The organism is Proteus cibi, assembly GCF_003144405.1.
GTDB lineage: Bacteria > Pseudomonadota > Gammaproteobacteria > Enterobacterales > Enterobacteriaceae > Proteus > Proteus cibi.
On record NZ_PENW01000020.1, the window covers coordinates 23,814 to 37,671 of the forward strand.

Sequence of the window (13,858 nt, forward strand, 5' to 3'; positions counted from 1 at the left end):
CTTCATAAAGAAGTTGAAGTTAAGGAGAAAGGGATGAGTCAACCATCGCAAGAAAGTGGCGTCCGTTTAGATAAATGGCTTTGGGCGGCACGTTTCTATAAAACGCGTGCTATCGCTCGCACAATGATTGAAGGTGGCAAAGTTCATTACAATGGTGTGAGAGGTAAGCCGAGTAAAATCGTTGAAGTGGGCGCTGAAATACGCCTACGACAAGGTAATGATGAACGGACGGTAACCCTTCTGGTGGTGAGTTCACAGCGACAAGGTGCTACCCAAGCCCAAGCGATGTATTGTGAAACACCAGAGAGTCTTGCTAAAAGAGAAAAAATTGCTCTAGCAAGAAAAATGAATGCGTTAACAATGCCTCATCCTGAACGTCGTCCCGATAAAAAGGAAAGACGTACCTTACTTCGCTTCAAACAGACAAATTTACAAGAATCGGATTAACCGATTCCCTGAAATGAGAGAAAATCATGTCTAAAAAAGACTCTTTATCACGTTTTTTATTCGAAAAAAACGCGGTACGTGGCGAATTGGTCAATGTGACTGAAACCTATCAATCAATGCTCGAAAATCACCATTATCCTGAGCCAGTTCAACACCTTCTGGGTGATTTACTGGTGGCAACGAGTTTGTTAACAGCTACGCTCAAATTTGAAGGTGATATTACGGTTCAAATACAAGGTGATGGTCCTGTACGATTGGCAGTGATCAATGGAAATAACAATCAACAAATGCGTGGTGTTGCACGTATTGGAGATGATGTTAAAGCAGGTAGTACCTTAAAAGAGATGATCGGGAATGGTTTTATGGTCATCACGGTAACACCTGAAAAAGGTGAACGTTATCAAGGTATTGTTGCTCTTGATGGTGAAACTATTGAAGCTTGTATTGATAATTACTTTAAGCAATCAGAACAGCTACCTACACGCGTATTTATTCGTAGTGGTATGCAAGCAGGCAAGCCAGCTGCCGCGGGTATGTTATTACAAGTATTGCCTGCATCAGAAGCGTTCACAGCAGAACATACTGCTGAACATTTTGAATTGCTCACACAGTTAACACACACAATCAAAGCAGAAGAGCTATTTACGCTCGATACTAAAGAGATCTTACATCGCTTATATCATGAAGAAGATGTTACGCTTTATGATCCTCAAGTTGTTGAATTCCATTGCACTTGTTCACGTGAACGTTGTGAAAATACATTAGTAACATTGTCTGAAGAAGATGTGAACCACCTGTTGCAAGAACAGGGAAATATTGATATGGAATGCGAGTATTGTGGAACACATTACATCTTCACAGAGAGTGATATTAATAATATCAATAAGTTAGATAGCTCTGAATTGCACTGATTCGATTTAGCAAGAGGGTTTTATCAAGAGGACGCTATTTTGCGTCCTTTTTTATTCAACAATTTTTCTTTAGTTTTGTGCATTAGCTCTCGTTCTTAACATAAAAAAATTATAAATTTTCAAAATATTGATAACAATCGCTGTTAATTACTCGTAACACCTTAATATTATTCGTAGAAAGGTCTATTTATCAGGAGCGAAACTATGAGCGTTAAAGGTCTTACCCCTAAGGATCTCCAGCAGTACGGTATTAAGGACACGAGTGAAATCATTTATAACCCAAGCTATGAGCTGTTATTTAATGAAGAAACCAAGCCAGGATTAACAGGTTACGAGCGAGGTACACAAACCTCGTTAGGCGCTATTGCCGTTGATACAGGTATATTTACTGGACGTTCTCCGAAAGATAAATACATTGTTCGTGATGATGTCACTCGTGACACCGTATGGTGGGCTGATCAGGGGAAAGGTAAGAATGATAATAAGCCTCTTTCACAAGACGTGTGGAATGACTTAAAATCATTAGTAACCAATCAGTTATCAGGCAAACGTTTGTTTGTTGTCGATGCCTTTTGTGGTGCGAATGCGGATACTCGTTTAAAAGTGCGTTTTATCACAGAAGTTGCTTGGCAAGCGCATTTTGTTAAAAATATGTTTATTCGTCCTGAACAAGAAGAGCTGGAGAATTTTACACCAGACTTCATTGTGATGAACGGAGCGAAATGTACAAATCCAAATTGGAAGGCGCAAGGTCTGAATTCAGAAAACTTCGTCGCTTTCAATTTAACTGAACGCATTCAGTTAATTGGTGGTACTTGGTACGGTGGCGAGATGAAGAAAGGTATGTTCTCTATGATGAACTACTTCCTTCCTCTTAAAGGTATCGCTTCTATGCACTGTTCCGCAAACGTTGGCGAAAGTGGTGATGTTGCTATTTTCTTTGGTCTATCAGGCACGGGTAAAACAACCCTATCAACCGATCCTAAGCGTAAGCTAATTGGTGATGATGAACATGGTTGGGATGATGACGGTGTGTTTAACTTTGAAGGTGGCTGTTATGCGAAAACCATCCACTTATCAAAAGAAGCTGAGCCCGATATCTATGGTGCAATTAAACGTGATGCACTATTAGAGAATGTGGTTGTTTTAGCGGATGGTTCTGTTGATTTTGACGATGGTTCGAAAACAGAAAATACCCGCGTTTCTTACCCTATTTATCATATCGATAATATCGTTAAACCAGTGTCCAAAGCAGGTCACGCTAAGAAAGTTATTTTCTTAACTGCGGATGCTTTTGGCGTGTTACCTCCTGTTTCACGTTTAACACCAGAACAGACGCAATATCACTTTTTATCAGGTTTTACCGCTAAATTAGCGGGAACTGAACGTGGTGTGACCGAGCCAACGCCAACATTCTCAGCCTGTTTTGGGGCGGCATTTTTATCACTACACCCGACACAATACGCTGAAGTTTTAGTCAAACGTATGCAAGCGTCAGGTGCAAAGGCCTATCTAGTCAATACCGGTTGGAATGGTACAGGTAAGCGTATTTCGATTAAAGATACACGCGCTATTATTGATGCCATCTTAAATGGTGATATTGATAAAGCACCAACGAAAACATTACCGGTGTTTGATTTAGAGATCCCAACCGCACTACCTGGCGTTAACAGCGAAATCTTAGATCCTCGTGATACTTATGCTGATAAAACGCAATGGGATACCAAAGCAGACGATCTTGCCGATCGATTTGTGAAAAACTTTGATAAATATACAGATACCCCGGCAGGTCAAGCATTGACTAAAGTTGGTCCAAAACGTTAATTTTTATTAGCATGAATAAAAACACCAAACTCATAGGATATGATTTTGGTGTTTTTTTATTTGAGAACGTTGAGATAAAAAAATCCCTGAAATGCGAGAAGATTTCAGGGAATAGAAAATAAAGTGAAATTGTTTATTAGAGAAAAAGTGACTTTAGGGTGGTAACCCAACTATGCTGTTACAGGAGGTAAATCAAACAGTAAAATTTCACTATCTTCATCACCAACGAAACGGATCATATCTTCATTAGCAATTGCCACACCATCACTGGTGGTCGCAATAATGTCATTAATCGTTATTTTACCTTTCACAACTTGTAGCCAAACATGACGACCTGTTTCGGCTTGATATTGTGCTTCTTCACCTTTTTTAAGGTTCCAGCGCCATAACGTCATATCTTGGAAGACTTTTAAAGAGCCATCACGGGCATCTGGCGATAAAATAAGCTGTTTGCTTACTGTTGTATCAAAACGACGTTGATCGTAACGTGGTGTGATACCAACGGTGTTTGGCATTATCCAAATTTGGTAAAAATGCAGTCCTTTATCACTATTTGGATTATATTCTGAGTGAGTAATACCTGTACCAGCACTCATTATTTGAAACTCACCTGCCGGCACATTCTCTTTATTACCCATGCTGTCTTTATGCTCGATATTACCTTCAAGTACATAGGTTAAAATTTCCATGTCTTTATGTGGGTGCGTTCCAAAACCTTCACCGGGTATTACGCGATCTTCATTAATAACACGTAGTGCAGAAAATCCCATAAAATCACGATCGTAATAATTTGCGAAAGAGAAGGTATGCCAGCTATCTAGCCAACCATGATTAGCGTGTCCTCTTTCATTTGCTTTGCGTAGATAAATCATAATGTGTTTCCTTCTCTGAAGTTGTTGAACACAGTTTACTCAATAGCGCAAAGTAAAAAAGCGGAGGAATTTAACTTGAGAATTCAAATAATTTGAATAAGAGAAAACAAAAATATCGAATAAATTCTAGAAAAGAAAAAGCCAGCACCCGGCTGGCTAAAGTAAAACACTGGAAGCAATGTGAGCAATGTCGTTCTTTCATATGACCCTGAAGGTGGTGCATCTGAAAGTGTATTAATGATAATAGTTCTCAGTATCATTTGTAAAGTCTTTTTTTTAAACAAATTAGAAAAAAGAGCCAAAAAAATTTTAACTTACTGATAAACGAGTTATTTTATTTTAAATATTTTTTAAAACAGTAATATAACCAAATAGTTAACAATATTCTTTATGGGGTCATTTATAGGAGAAAGAAGAGAAAATGTGGCATAAAACCAGAGAAAAGTAAGGGGTATAAGGCATTTTGAGTCGCTACCGAGAAATACCAGAAGAAAAAGCCATCACGGATTGATGATGGCTGGTTTTTATTATGTATAACTTATAAGTTTATAGAATTATAAAACTGATATTTATAACTTTAATATTTACACATTTATTTATTATTACTCAACAAAAGTCGATTTTGGTGTTGAAATAAGACTCTGTGCACAGGCATAAGCTGAGCTCCATGCCCACTGGAAATTATATCCACCTAACCAACCCGTCACATCAACCACTTCTCCAATAAAATAGAGTCCTTTGACTTTTGTGGCTTCCATTGTTTTAGAGGAAAGGGCACGAGTATCTACGCCGCCCAGTGTGACTTCTGCAGTACGATATCCCTCAGTACCATTGGGCTGAACTTGCCATTCTTGTAGTAACGTTGCAATTTGCGTAATACGTTCATTACTCAGTTGAGCCAGAGAAACATCAGGCAACTGTTTATTTTCTATCATTATTTCAATAAAACGCTTTGGTAATAAACGAGAAAGCGTATTTTTTAATAATTGATTCGGATGCTCTTGACGTTTTTCTTGTAGAAGACTTTCAAGATCAATATTTGGAAGTAAGTTAATACTTACATACTCTCCAGCTTGCCAATAACTTGAAATTTGTAAAATTGCGGGACCGGAAAGACCACGGTGTGTAAACAGAATATTTTCTTTAAAGCTTGTTCCATTTTTTGCCGTCACAATAGCAGGTACCGCTACGCCGGAGAGTTGGCTTAATTGCTCAAGTTGGGGTTTATGCAGAGTAAAAGGTACTAAACCTGCGCGAGTGGGTAAAACAGAAAGCCCAAATTGTTCTGCAACTTTATAGCCAAAAGGAGTAGCGCCTAAGCCGGGCATAGAAAGCCCGCCACTGGCAATGACCACCGAAGGTGTTGTGATAGTTTTTCCATCAACAAAAATAGTAAAACCCGCATCAGTTTTCTCGATTTGCGTGACTTCACTACGTAAGCGAACACTTACTTTCCCTTTTTGACACTCAGTGAGTAATAAATCAACAATTTGCTGTGCTGAATCATCACAAAATAGCTGACCTAATGTTTTTTCATGGTAGGCGATGTTATGTTTTTGCACTAATTCAATAAAATCCCATTGTGTATAGCGAGCAAGTGCTGACTTACAGAAATGAGGGTTCTCTGATAAATACGCTGAAGGTTCGATATACATATTAGTGAAATTACAACGTCCCCCCCCTGACATGAGAATTTTACGGCCTGCTTTTTTGCCATTATCGAGGACTAAAACAGATAATCCTGCTTGTCCTGCTAAAGACGCACAAAAAAGCCCCGCGGCACCTGCACCTATAATTACTGTATCGTATGATCCCACAATGATGTCTCGTTCTTGGTTTTCTCTGACTACTTAATCAATGATTTTCGCGTAAGATCAGAGTGTTTTTGTAAAATTATATGGAGAAATCTGCATTTTTCACCTAAATTCTTATTAGCAAGGAAAAAAATTGTCAGAAATTTACTTTTTTTTTATTTTTATTAATTAAATGATATATAAGGAATTATCTTAAAAAGGCTCTGATTTTCTTGGTTATCAAATCAAAAAAAGGTTAAATTTCGCTTCCACCGTTCGCATTTGTCGCTGATAATGCGCCGCGTTCATGTCCAACTAACTGGCTTAACGTCTATGCTACATTTGTTTACTGACCTAGAATTTCATACAGGTTTAATGTTGGTTTTAGCACTGCTATTTGTGCTATTTTATGAAGCTATTAACGGCTTCCATGATACCGCAAATGCGGTAGCAACTGTTATCTATACTCGTGCTATGCGTGCGCAATTTGCGGTCGTGATGGCGGGTGTATTTAACTTCCTTGGAGTTTTGCTCGGTGGATTGAGCGTAGCTTATGCTATTGTTCACTTGTTACCGACAGATCTTCTGCTGAATGTGAGCTCAGCTCATGGCCTTGCCATGGTTTTCTCGTTGCTGTTAGCCGCCATTATCTGGAACTTAGGTACATGGTATTTCGGTATTCCAGCATCAAGTTCACATACGCTGATAGGGGCTATCATTGGTATTGGTTTAACAAATGCTATCGTGACAGATTCGTCTATCGTTGACGCATTAAACATACCAAAAATGATCAGTATCTTCCTATCACTTATTCTTTCACCAATTATCGGCTTGGTTATTGCAGGCGCGATGATTTTCTTACTGCGCCGTTACTGGAGTGGTACGAAAAAACGTCGTCGTATTCACCTGACACCGGCTGAACGTGAGAAGCAAGATGGTAAGCGTAAGCCGCCATTTTGGACCCGTACTGCATTGATTTTATCCGCAGTTGGGGTGAGTTTCTCTCATGGTGCAAATGATGGGCAGAAAGGTATCGGTCTTATCATGTTAGTCTTAATTGGCGTGGCGCCTGCGGGCTTTGTCGTCAATATGAGTGCGAGCGGATACGATATCACCAAAACTCATGATGCCGTTGTACACTTACAACAATATTATGAGAAACATCAGCCAGCGCTACAGCATGCTATTGATAATACACCAGTAGTACCAGCACAAGCTGATGCTAGCGATACCGATTTCCATTGTAATAGCGCAAGAACGCCAATTGTTCTGAACCAAACAGAACAGATGCTTGCAAATATTAGCTCGTATGATGAGCTAACAGCAGACCAGCGTGCTCAAATGCGTCGATTACTTATGTGTATCGCTGATACCGCAACAGAAGTGGCTAAATTACCAGAAACTAGCGCCCAAGATGCACGGTTCTTAAAAACATTGAGTCGTGACCTGCTAAACACAGTGGAATATGCTCCGATTTGGATCATTATCGCAGTGGCATTAGCGCTCTCTATCGGGACAATGGTAGGTTGGAAACGCGTTGCAGTAACCATTGGTGAGAAAATTGGTAAAAAAGGTATGACTTACGCTCAAGGGGTTTCTGCTCAGGTAACCGCAGCAGTGTCCATCGGTGTCGCAAGTTATACGGGTATGCCTGTATCAACAACACAAGTTTTGTCATCTGCAGTTGCAGGTACGATGATTGTTGATGGTGGTGGTGTTCAAACGAAGACAGTGAAAAACATTGCACTGGCTTGGATCTTAACATTACCCGTTAGCATAGGTTTATCTGGTTTACTTTATTGGATATCACTTACTTTTATTGTGAATAGCTGATAATAGTCAATTACCTAAGTTTGTTTATAAACGGTGACTTTTAGTCACCGTTTTTTTGTTTTTGTCGCTACCAGAAAAGCATAGCAATTAAACTTGCGACAGCCAAAATACAAAAACGGCTAACAAGATAAAATTGCCGATAAATTCGCTCGCAACGCATAATAACCTCAGGATTATGATGACTGAGGTATTGGCGTTGGTTGATATAGCGGATAAGTCGTAACTGTTTTGAGAATTGCCCGTGCATAGTAAAAAACCCATTGCCATCCACCGATTGGTAGAGCAAAGGATCAGATTGGCGCAGTATTGTGAGTAATACCCGAATAGATGAAAAATAACGCATCATATTAATCAGGCAAAGAATACATAGCGCCCAAAAGACAACAATGACATTAAACATAATCCCCTCCCTAGAATAGTAGATTCTGAGATGAGAAAACCTTTACGAGTAAAGGTTACTTTTTTCTCTAATTTAAGTTTAGGTGAAATTAAGCAATAAACAAAAGTGACTTTTCAAGTTGTTTCTTTTTTCCAAAAAAAAGATAAAAAATAACTCTAAAAGGGTGTTTTTGTTGTTTTTTATACTCAATTCTCATTATTATGATGATATTGTCGGTGAATGACATCGTGCTAATCTAAAATGGTGTATATTGTTATTTATCGATAGATGCTTTCTTGAGGAATTTGACATAAGTTGTGATCAAGACAACATCTAACTTTCATCTTAAAACGTTATATTTAATACATAGGATTTAGGCTTAACCGCCTTTCCAACCGATTAATCAGCTTATGGAAGGAGTTCACGATGGCTTATAAGCATATTCTAGTGGCAGTTGATTTATCCCCTGAGAGTAACGTCTTAGTACAGAAAGCTGTATCTATGGCAAAACCCTATAATGCCAAAGTTTCCTTAATTCACGTTGATGTTAACTACTCTGATCTTTATACCGGTCTAATTGATGTCAACCTCGGTGATATGCAACAACGTATTACCGATGAAACCCGTAACGCGTTAAAAGACCTTTCTGATAAATCAGGTTATGAAATTCAGGAAACCCTGAGTGGTAGTGGTGATTTAGGTCAAGTTCTGGTTGATGCGATTAAGAAATACGATATGGATTTAGTCGTTTGTGGTCATCACCAAGACTTCTGGAGCAAATTGATGTCATCAGCACGCCAACTCATTAATACAGTGCATGTTGATATGCTGATTGTTCCTCTGAAAGATGATGAATAATTACCTGCTTGTTTAAGCAAAAAAAATGCCTGCTTATGCAGGTATTTTTTTGCCTAAAATTCCTATTTTTCCTGCTGTTAAACTGAGTCAACCTTTTTTTTTTGTCTAATTGTGAAAAAAATGTCTTGAAATGTGAATGTATTTTAATGATATATTCAAGAAGCAAAACAATATCGACCTCACAAAACCCAAAAATATTCCGAATAAATGAGGTTATGCCAACATCACATTACACAAAAAAGGAATAGCTGAATGAATATATCTGGCTCATTATCTTCGTTTTTAGAAGNGACCTCACAAAACCCAAAAATATTCCGAATAAATGAGGTTATGCCAACATCACATTACACAAAAAAGGAATAGCTGAATGAATATATCTGGCTCATTATCTTCGTTTTTAGAAGGGGTAGAAAAATATAACGCTCATCAGCCTGAGTATCATCAGGCGGTTCGTGAAGTTTTTACCACTTTGTGGCCTTTTTTAGAGAAAAATCCACAATATCGTGAACAATCATTACTTGAGCGCTTAGTTGAGCCTGAACGTATTATTCAGTTTCGCGTCTGTTGGTTAGATGATAAGGGGCAAGTGCAAGTTAACCGTGCATGGCGTATTCAATTTAACTCCGCCATTGGGCCTTACAAAGGTGGTATGCGTTTTCATCCATCAGTCAATCTTTCCATCCTAAAATTCTTAGGTTTTGAGCAAACATTTAAAAATGCATTAACCACATTGCCGATGGGAGGAGCCAAAGGCGGTTCTGATTTTAATCCTAAAGGCAAAAGTCATGGTGAAGTGATGCGTTTTTGTCAGGCTCTAATGACTGAACTTTATCGCCATTTAGGCGCCAATACCGATGTTCCTGCGGGTGACATTGGTGTGGGTGCGCGAGAAGTTGGCTTTATGGCGGGTATGATGAAAAAGCTGTCTAATAGCAATGAATGTGTATTTACAGGTAAAGGTCTTTCATTCGGTGGTAGTTTAATCCGCCCAGAAGCCACAGGGTACGGTTTAGTCTACTTTACTAATGCGATGCTTAAACGTCATGGTATGTCTCTTGAGGGGATGCGTGTGGCGGTTTCTGGCGCAGGTAACGTTGCACAGTTCACTATCGAAAAATGTTTAGAGTTAGGTGCTAAGGTAATCACTGCATCAGATTCAGGTGGCACGGTGGTTGATGAAGCGGGATTTACGACTGAAAAACTCGCTCGACTTACTGAAATTAAAAATAATTACGGCCGTGTTGAAGAGTACGCAAAAGAGTTTGGTTTAACGTATCTTGAAGGGCAACAACCTTGGGCTGTTTCTGTTGATATTGCCTTGCCTTGTGCAACACAAAATGAATTAGATTTAGATGCAGCTAAAGTACTTATCAAAAATGGTGTGAAAGCCGTTGCTGAAGGTGCAAATATGCCAACAACGATTGCAGCAACAGATGCCTTTATCGAAGCCGGTGTCCTTTTTGCACCAGGTAAAGCCGCTAATGCGGGTGGGGTTGCAACCTCGGGTTTAGAGATGGCACAGAATGCGGCACGTTTAAGCTGGAAAGCAGAGAAAGTGGATGCTCGCTTACATCACATCATGTTAGATATTCACCATGCTTGTGTGAATTACGGTGGTGAAGGTAAGCAGACTAATTATATTCAAGGCGCGAACATTGCTGGCTTTGTTAAAGTGGCTGATGCAATGCTGGCACAAGGCGTACTGTAATTTTATCTATTCTGAACGGGTGTTGAACACCCGTCAGATTTCAACTTTATTTATTTTTTCCTAATGTGTAAGTGGTTACACACAAGGATAAATATCAAAGCGGTGATTTTTAGTTGTTACATTGGCATGTGCAGTCTGATTATTTAATGGCTCCGCATAATCGGGTCTTTTTACAACGACACGTTTTTTCGCCAAAGTCATGGCGGGTTCTAATAGCGCATCTGCATCTTCATCAGCACCCACTAAAGACTGAAATACTCGCATCTCTTTTTTCACTAATGCACTTTTTGCCTTATGTGGATACATCGGATCAAGATAGACAACATCAGGAGGAGGTGTGATCTCAGTAAGTGCTTGAACCGAAGAGGCATGAATTAACGTCATTCTCTCTTGCATCCATTCACCAATATCTGCATCAAGATAAGCACGTTTTAGGCCATCTTCAAGTAATGCAGCAACAACAGGGTGGCGCTCTACCATTCTGACTTTGCACCCAATAGATGCTAATACAAAGGCATCTCGACCTAGTCCTGCTGTCGCATCAACAACATCCGGCAGATAGTCTTTTTTGATCCCGACAGCTTTTGCTACCGCCTCACCTCGACCTCCGCCAAATTTGCGACGATGTGCCATTGTGCCTTCTACGAAATCCACATAGATGCCACCTAATTTAGGTTCATCTTGTTTGCGTAATTCAAGGTGGGTTGGCGTTAATACTAAAGCCATGATTTGCGTTTCGTCGTGAATTAATCCCCAACGTTGTGCTAAATCAGATAAGGCGCTGTTATCAGCGCCTTCTTCACAAAGTAAACAGATATTCACATATCATCCTTTAATGCCGTAGCCTTTGAGCATAGCATCAAGTTTCGGTTCACGACCACGGAAGCGCTTGAATAGCTCCATTGGTTCTTCTGAACCACCCCGAGTTAAAATATTATCAAGGAATGATTGACCCGTTTCGCGGTTAAAAATGCCTTCTTTAGAGAAGCGAGAGAAGGCATCAGCTGCCAGTACATCAGCCCATAAATAGCTGTAATAGCCGGCTGCATATCCACCTGCGAAGATATGGCTAAAGGCATGAGGGAAACGCGCCCACGGTGTAGAAGGAACCACGGAAACTTTCTCTTTTACACTGTTTAAGATATCCATAATACGTGCGCCTTTAGATGGATCATATTCAGCGTGTAAACGGAAATCGAACAGACCAAATTCCAGTTGACGTAACACAAACATCGCTGACTGATAATTTTTTGCTTTAAGCATATTATCAAGCATTGCCTGTGGTAATGGTTCGCCAGTTTCGTAATGACCAGAAATAAAGGCTAATGCTTCTGGCTCCCAACACCAGTTTTCCATAAATTGGCTTGGTAATTCAACCGCATCCCAAGGCACACCATTAATGCCAGCAACATCAGCAGTATCGATTTGCGTTAACATGTGATGTAAGCCATGACCAAACTCATGGAACAGTGTGGTGACCTCATTATGAGTAAAGAGTGCTGGTTTATCGCCTACCGGCTTATTGAAGTTACAGGTGAGATAAGCAACGGGGTTTTGTAGCTTGCCATCAGCATGACGCATTCTTCCTATGCAATCATCCATCCAAGCGCCACCACGTTTGTGTTCGCGAGCATATAAATCGAGATAGAAACTACCACGTAAAGTGTCATTTTCATCATAAAGCTCAAAGAAACGGACATCATCATGCCAAGTGTCGATGTCGTTACGTTCTTTGGCTTTTAGACCATAGATACGATGAACAACTTCAAATAAACCACTTAAAGCACGTTGTTCAGGAAAGTAAGGACGTAATTGCTCATCATCGATTGAGAACAGATGTTGTTTCTGTTTTTCGCTGTAGTAAGCCAGATCCCAAGACTCTAATTTATCAACACCATAGTGCTCTTTTGCAAATTGAGTTAACTCCATCAACTCTTCTTTACCTTGTGGGTGAGCGCGTTGTGCTAAGTCAGTTAAAAAGCCCAGGACTTGCTCTGGAGACTCCGCCATTTTAGTGGCAAGTGATTTTTCAGCGTAATTTTTAAAACCAAGCAGTTGGGCGAGTTCGTGACGTAATGCGAGGATCTCCGCCATTATTTCACTGTTATCCCACTGACCTGCATTTGGACCTTGATCTGATGCACGCGTGCTATAAGCGATGCTCATCTCTTTTCTAAGTTCGCGATTGTCTGCATAGGTCATAACAGGAAGATAGCTTGGCATATCAAGTGTTAACAGATAGCCGTCTTGCCCTTTGGCTTGCGCGATAGCTTTTGCAGCATCAATCGCACTTTGTGGCATACCAGATAGATCGTCTACATCAGTAATTAATTTAGACCAGCCCATTGTGGCATCTAATACGTTATTTCCATATTTAGCGCTTAACTCAGACATACGTGCGCTAATTTCACCAAAACGCTGTTGTTTCTCTTTAGGTAAACCAATACCTGATAATTCAAAGTCACGTAATGCGTTTTCAATCGCTTTTTTCTGTGGTTGAGTTAGCGCATTAAAATCAGCACTTTCTTTAATTGATTTATAAGCCTGATATAAGCCTTCGTGTTGTCCCATCCATGTGCTGAATTCAGACAGCAAGGGTAAACTCTGCTCATACGCTTCACGTAGTTCAGCGCTGTTTTTGACAGAATTTAAATGGCTAACGGGGGACCAAACTCGAGAAAGTTTATTGCCTGCTTCTGCTAATGGTTGGTAGAGATTATCCCAGTTAAACTGAGCATTATCAGCCAGTAATTTTTCGACGGTTTGGCGATATGTGGTTAAAACTTCTTTCAGTGCCGGTACTACATGTTCTGGTTTGATAAAGGAAAATGCAGGCAATTCCGTTGTGTTAAGTAATGGATTTGACATAAAAACATCCTGTATTTGGGTTTGCAGTGACGTGAAACACACCACTGAGTTTATTCGTTATAGATAGTAAGATGAGGATGAAACGGTATAAGTTCAATAGTATCGCGGTCATTATCTGAAGTTTTACTCAAAAACGGGATTATTTTCTTTGAAAGAGCTTTTATTGATTTGATGCACTTGGGATTAAAAATAATTCAGCGTATACTCACTCCGTTATTTTCTTTTGACCCATTTAAAAATGGAAGATCATCGTCCCCGGTGGGGCGGCTGGACTTCAAATCCAGATGGGGCCGCCAGCGGTCCTTGGCAGGTTCGACTCCTGTGATCTTCCGCCACTCAAGTTCAATTAACTTTCTCATAAAACC

The 13,858-nt window shown here is 39.8% G+C and carries 11 protein-coding genes and 1 tRNA gene; 7 read left to right on the forward strand and 5 right to left on the reverse strand.

The window, feature by feature from the left end; translation table 11 throughout:
* The first annotated feature begins 33 nt into the window (after positions 1–33).
* From hslR to pckA, 3 genes are all read left to right on the forward strand, one after another.
* Positions 34–447 (forward strand): ribosome-associated heat shock protein Hsp15, encoded by a 414-nt coding sequence (hslR, locus tag DK865_RS12430; protein WP_109392058.1) that lies wholly within the window; start codon positions 34–36, stop codon positions 445–447.
* A 26-nt stretch (positions 448–473) separates the two neighbouring features.
* A complete protein-coding gene (gene hslO, locus DK865_RS12435; RefSeq protein WP_109392059.1) occupies positions 474–1,358 on the forward strand; it encodes an Hsp33 family molecular chaperone HslO in 885 nt (294 codons plus the stop codon).
* 204 nt (positions 1,359–1,562) lie between these two features.
* Entirely contained in the window at positions 1,563–3,182 is a 1,620-nt protein-coding gene (pckA, locus tag DK865_RS12440; protein WP_023583127.1) for a phosphoenolpyruvate carboxykinase (ATP), read from the forward strand.
* Between the two features lie 170 nt (positions 3,183–3,352).
* Here pckA and DK865_RS12445 read toward each other — a convergent pair whose 3' ends face one another.
* Positions 3,353–4,054: a pirin family protein gene (locus DK865_RS12445; RefSeq protein WP_099076118.1), complete on the reverse strand. Its 702-nt coding sequence runs from the start codon at positions 4,052–4,054 to the stop codon at positions 3,353–3,355.
* A gap of 602 nt (positions 4,055–4,656) precedes the next feature.
* On the reverse strand, positions 4,657–5,871 hold the full coding sequence (locus DK865_RS12455; RefSeq protein ID WP_036914265.1) for a BaiN/RdsA family NAD(P)/FAD-dependent oxidoreductase: 1,215 nt from the start codon (positions 5,869–5,871) through the stop codon (positions 4,657–4,659).
* A gap of 309 nt (positions 5,872–6,180) precedes the next feature.
* Between DK865_RS12455 and pitA the strand changes: the two genes are divergently transcribed.
* On the forward strand, positions 6,181–7,680 hold the full coding sequence (gene pitA / locus DK865_RS12460; RefSeq protein WP_023583129.1) for an inorganic phosphate transporter PitA: 1,500 nt from the start codon (positions 6,181–6,183) through the stop codon (positions 7,678–7,680).
* A gap of 67 nt (positions 7,681–7,747) precedes the next feature.
* On the opposite strand, the gene uspB is transcribed toward pitA, so the two are convergent.
* Positions 7,748–8,080 carry a universal stress protein UspB gene (gene uspB, locus DK865_RS12465; protein ID WP_036914271.1) on the reverse strand — a complete coding sequence of 111 codons (333 nt, stop codon included), beginning with the start codon at positions 8,078–8,080 and terminating at the stop codon, positions 7,748–7,750.
* 405 nt (positions 8,081–8,485) lie between these two features.
* On the opposite strand from uspB, the gene uspA reads away from it, so the two are divergent.
* Both uspA and gdhA read left to right on the forward strand, forming a co-directional pair.
* Complete coding sequence (gene uspA, locus DK865_RS12470; RefSeq protein ID WP_023583131.1) at positions 8,486–8,917, forward strand: universal stress protein UspA; 432 nt, start codon at positions 8,486–8,488, stop codon at positions 8,915–8,917.
* 367 nt (positions 8,918–9,284) lie between these two features.
* The gene (gene gdhA, locus DK865_RS12475; RefSeq protein ID WP_023583132.1) at positions 9,285–10,625 is read left to right on the forward strand and encodes an NADP-specific glutamate dehydrogenase; all 1,341 of its coding nucleotides are present in this window, start codon (positions 9,285–9,287) and stop codon (positions 10,623–10,625) included.
* Positions 10,626–10,700: 75 nt separating this feature from the next.
* On the opposite strand, the gene rsmJ is transcribed toward gdhA, so the two are convergent.
* Positions 10,701–11,447 carry a 16S rRNA (guanine(1516)-N(2))-methyltransferase RsmJ gene (gene rsmJ / locus DK865_RS12480; protein ID WP_036914276.1) on the reverse strand — a complete coding sequence of 249 codons (747 nt, stop codon included), beginning with the start codon at positions 11,445–11,447 and terminating at the stop codon, positions 10,701–10,703.
* 3 nt (positions 11,448–11,450) lie between these two features.
* Entirely contained in the window at positions 11,451–13,493 is a 2,043-nt protein-coding gene (gene prlC / locus DK865_RS12485; RefSeq protein WP_109392060.1) for an oligopeptidase A, read from the reverse strand.
* 240 nt (positions 13,494–13,733) lie between these two features.
* Between prlC and DK865_RS12490 the strand changes: the two genes are divergently transcribed.
* Positions 13,734–13,828: transfer RNA gene (locus DK865_RS12490), tRNA-Sec, on the forward strand.
* Positions 13,829–13,858: the final 30 nt, after the last annotated feature.